The sequence below is a fragment of the Limosilactobacillus sp. DJ3M12 genome, assembly GCF_947381695.1.
Taxonomy (GTDB): domain Bacteria; phylum Bacillota; class Bacilli; order Lactobacillales; family Lactobacillaceae; genus Limosilactobacillus; species Limosilactobacillus kinnaridis.
In genome coordinates this window covers 1-4,563 of record NZ_CANCWY010000042.1, presented here as the reverse complement: position 1 = coordinate 4,563, position 4,563 = coordinate 1, and the positions used below count along the sequence as shown (strand labels likewise).

Sequence of the window (4,563 nt, the reverse complement as noted above, 5' to 3'; positions counted from 1 at the left end):
ACTCCATATGAAGTATTCATGTCTTACGTCACTGATGAGCAACTATTTTCTTTCTAACTTAAATTGACATTTCGGGTTTTATAATTTTATTTATATCTAAATTGTTAAGCTTTTCTTAAGGTAATAAAAGTATTCCGTTAATATTGAAGATTGACGCTGGCATCAGTGGTTGGGGAGTGCTTGTCTTCTGGCTAATTACCGTTATTTTAACTAGTGGTGATAGTAATGTCTTACAAGCAATTTCCTTTGTAGTTGATGTTATTGAATTTGTAATCTGGTGCTTACCATCCGGATACATTAATAAGCAAGGTTGGTGGAGTCCAAACTACGATAATGATGTTGAAGTACCTTCACTAAGAAACGAATAATTATTTTTATAATGACATTGTTGAGGCGATGTCATTTTTATTTTGGTAAAATCACTGAATAATTTTGCTTATCGATTATGCTATCCTAAAGTTAATCTACCAATTAAAAGGGGTTTTATCATGACAGACAAACTAACACATTTCAATGACCAGGACCGAGCCCGCATGGTCGATGTTACCGCTAAAAAGGTTACCTTCCGTACCGCTACGGCTCAAGGACAAATCCATATGCAAGCAACCACCCTGCAACGAATTGAAGATGGCCAAATAAAAAAGGGCGATGTCCTCGCTGTCGCCCAGGTGGCAGGAATCATGGCCGCTAAACGGACTTCTGAAATGATCCCCATGTGCCACCTCATCCCCCTCACCGGTGTCGATATCCACTTCCACAATAACGGTCAGGATACTATTACTGCAGAGGCAACCGTTAAGACCAAGCACGTCACCGGCGTTGAGATTGAAGCCCTCCTTGTCGTGCAAATCGCCCTCCTCACCATCTATGATATGTGCAAAGCAATGGACCGGGGAATGGTCATTAGTGATGTTCATCTCGTTGAAAAAGACGGTGGTAAAAGCGGCCACTTCATCTTTGACCAACAATCTAAATAATCGAGTAGGAGATAATTGATTAGTTCAATTATCGGCCTCTCACACCACCGTACGTACGGTTCCGTATACGGCGGTTCGACAACTTAATCACATTGAATTGACTGGAGCGTCTTGGACATATTCATAAGTCCGAGTTGTTCCAGTTTTCTATTAGTTAGAGAATAGCTCAAGGTCTTACTGTGTGCAGTTCGCCAGTAGCCCTTGCGGGTACTAGCGAAGACATATGCATCACGCTGGGACAGCCCCAGCTTCTGTAAGTTAGTTACCTTAGTTTTAAGCTTCTTCCATTGCTTCCAGATATACTGTCTTATTCGAGCCCTCAACCACTTGTCAAGGCGTTGAATAAAGTCAGTTAGTTTCCCAATTGAGTAGTACTGAAGCCATCCACGCATTTTTCGCTGAATTTCTTCAAACATTCTTGTTAGGGATATTCCACGATTACGTTTAGTTAATAACCTCAATGCTTTCTTTACTCGTTGTTGCGATTGTTTTGCTGGACGGGCGTAGGCTCCATTGTGGTCTACACCCAACGAAAAGCCAAGAAACTTTAACCGTAGCGGGCTACCGACTTTGGTTTTATCTGGGTTCACTTTAACTTTCAATCGCTTTTCAAGAAACTGGGTAATGCTTCGCATTACTCGTTCTCCGGCTCGTTGACTTTTAACATAAATGTTACAATCATCCGCATAGCGCACAAAGTGGTGACCACGTCTAGTCAACTCTTTGTCCAACTCATTTAGATAGATGTTCGCCAGTAGTGGTGACAATGGCCCTCCTTGTGGGGTTCCTTTTTCACTCTTAGCGAAAAGCCCATGGTCTAAGACTCCGCTAGTTAGAAACTTACGAATGAGTCTTAGTGTCCATGGGTCATCAATATATTGTTGGAGATACTTAATCATCAAGTCATGATTAACGTTATCAAAATAGGCTTTTAGGTCTAAGTCGACAACTCTTCGATAACCTTGATTATAAAGATCTACTACTTTTGCAATAGCGTCGTGAGCCCCACGGTGATGGCGGAAGCCAAAACTATTATCAGAGAAAACACGCTCAAAGATAGGTGTAAGAATTTGGGCCACAGCTTGTTGAACCATTCGGTCCACCACTGTTGGTATTCCGAGTTTTCTTACTCCACCATTAGGCTTCGGAATTTCTACCCGTTTGACTGGTGCTGGTTTATACTTGCCCTCACGCAAACTAGCGATCAATTCCGTCTTATTTTCTCTGAGATATGGCAGAAGGTCATTGACTGTCATATCGTCAATGCCTGCTGCTCCTTTATTTCTCTTAACTCGCAAATAAGCCTGATTAAGGTTATTGCGGTCCAAGACTAAGTCTTGGATAGTGACACTCATACCTTTACCTTCACCATAATCGGTACTACGCGCCCTTGTGTACTTTCGGTTTTCCAAACCTATCCTCGACAAGCGGTCAGCTTGTTGTTCTGTTTTCTGCGATCGTCGCACCTGATTACACCTCCGATATAAGTTACAAGTTATTGTCGTTCAGTCCTTCATCTGATTATTCAGACTACTATGACCTCGGCTGACTTCTGGCTTACTCAACGCTACATCACTGCACCGCTTGTTTCTGTGGAAATTAAACTTATTCCTCTTGTCGGAAACGTGTAGGCCAGATCTCCCCGGGTAAGAATATTAGCTTTCGTACCATGTCATCGTTAGCTTTACTGAGACCAACTTCGAGTAGTATTGGACTTCAACTTGTCATGCAGTCTTATCCAGTTAGTTCCAGCCTTATAGCTACTTCTTGTTCATCGGTGCAATACTTTGCCTTAGACTTCCTTCAGATTCCACCTCACAGTGGACACCTTTGTCCTCAGCTCATGGTTCCGACTACTACGGCCCATAGCGGACTCTCACCGCCTAGCTAATACCCATGCCGGGCGCACATAATATGGCGTCCAGTTTTCAATCACGAAAGCTGCACGCCATATTTTTACTTATTCATGAATTCCCAGGGCAATCTTAGCATAGCGAGTCATCATGCTTGGACTCCACACTGGTTCCCAGACCAAGTTAATCTTACATTTTGCTACCCCATCAGTTGCCAAAGCTTGTTCAATTATTTGTTGACTCAAGACGTTACTAACCGGACACCCCATTGTCGTTAGCGTCATGGTAATCACGCATAATTGTTGGTCATCAACTTGAACATCATAAATCAACCCTAAGTTAACAATATCTACCCCTAATTCTGGGTCAATTACCGACTGCAGAGCATCCATTACCCGGTTTTCCGTCGGCGAAAAAGGAGCGCCAGTATTTTGATCAGCTGCCATTTTTACCCACCTATCTGACTCATATGCCGCCACGTTGGCGCTGGATTAATAATCTGATGAACATTTTTCATTGCCATTTCATGATTTAACGGCTTATTATTTAGCGCCTTCTGCACTACTTTCTTAAATGCCGCAAAGTCATTGATGACCGGTCGGATATCCAGTTCTTCATTCCAATATAAGCAGGCTTTGACGTAACCATCGGAGGTAATTCGCAAACGGTCACAAGATTCACAAAACCGCTCTGAAATTGGGTGAATCAAACCGAAGCTACCTCGGTAACCCTTAATCTGATAGTTATCGGCAGGACCATTACCGGGCAATGATAACGGTTCATATGTTAACCCCGCCTCGCGACACTTATCAAAAATGCTGGTTAGCGGAACATATTCTTTTTTCCAATCGCTAATCTCTTGCCCGATTGGCATGTATTCAATAAAGCGCACATTGATCGGGTGGTCTTTCGTATAATTAATAAAATCCATGACTTCCTGGTCATTTTCGCCCCGCACGACTACGGTATTGACCTTAATAATCTTAAAACCCTCTCGTTCAGCTGCCGCGATCCCTTGCAGGACATGCTTGATATTTCCGCCACGGGTCATCTTTTTATATACTGCTGGATTAAAAGTATCAAGAGAAATATTAAGGCGATCAAGACCCGCTTCCTTCAATTTCTTTGCTTGATACTTCAGGGCCGTCCCGTTCGTCGTAATTGAAATGTCGTTAATTTCAGAAATTTGCCGAATACGCTGGATAATCTCGGGTAAGTCCCGCCGTAATAATGGTTCGCCACCAGTTAGGCGGACTTTCGTAATCCCCATTTTGGCGAAATTTTGCACTAACTGAATAATTTCATCTTGGGACATAATTTTATCTTTAGGGAAGAACTTCAATCCTTCTTCTGGCATACAGTAAACACACCGTAAATTACACCGGTCTGTTATTGATAATCGTAAATAATCAATTTTTCGTTGAAACTGGTCATAGAGTTGTTCCACTAACCTTCACCTCTCTGTTTTTCAAACGACCTACTATAATTGATTATCACAAATCACCACTCCAGATTGAATTAGCCTTTTCCCTAAATTAAAAAATCCCCCATCGCTAACTTATAGTCGATGAGGGAAATAACTATTAATCCTTAAAAATATCTTGAACTTCACCAGTTAATGTAATCTTATGGTGGATTATAGAATGAAGTTAGCCCCCCAGTTGGTGGTAAATAAAAAACGCCATTCGGCGTGACATCAGGTATCATATTAAGTGAACCAAACCTATATGAAA

Annotated in this window: 5 protein-coding genes; 2 read left to right on the top strand and 3 right to left on the bottom strand. The window is 42.0% G+C overall.

Features of this window, described 5'->3' with window-relative positions; translation table 11 throughout:
- Nucleotides 1-143: 143 nt before the first annotated feature.
- Together QOS06_RS10400 and moaC are read left to right on the top strand one after the other, a co-directional pair.
- On the top strand, nt 144-368 hold the full coding sequence (locus QOS06_RS10400; RefSeq protein WP_271901744.1) for a hypothetical protein: 225 nt from the start codon (nt 144-146) through the stop codon (nt 366-368).
- Between the two features lie 120 nt (nt 369-488).
- Entirely contained in the window at nt 489-977 is a 489-nt protein-coding gene (moaC, locus tag QOS06_RS10395; protein ID WP_003674484.1) for a cyclic pyranopterin monophosphate synthase MoaC, read from the top strand.
- A gap of 83 nt (nt 978-1,060) precedes the next feature.
- Here the strand turns inward: moaC and ltrA are convergent, their stop codons facing one another.
- The 3 genes from ltrA to moaA form a co-directional block, all read right to left on the bottom strand.
- The gene (ltrA, locus tag QOS06_RS10390; RefSeq protein WP_180874806.1) at nt 1,061-2,443 is read right to left on the bottom strand and encodes a group II intron reverse transcriptase/maturase; all 1,383 of its coding nucleotides are present in this window, start codon (nt 2,441-2,443) and stop codon (nt 1,061-1,063) included.
- 494 nt (nt 2,444-2,937) lie between these two features.
- Complete coding sequence (locus tag QOS06_RS10385) at nt 2,938-3,276, bottom strand: metal-sulfur cluster assembly factor (RefSeq protein ID WP_003674482.1); 339 nt, start codon at nt 3,274-3,276, stop codon at nt 2,938-2,940.
- 2 nt (nt 3,277-3,278) lie between these two features.
- Nucleotides 3,279-4,277: a GTP 3',8-cyclase MoaA gene (moaA, locus tag QOS06_RS10380; protein WP_078010123.1), complete on the bottom strand. Its 999-nt coding sequence runs from the start codon at nt 4,275-4,277 to the stop codon at nt 3,279-3,281.
- Nucleotides 4,278-4,563 lie beyond the last annotated feature (286 nt).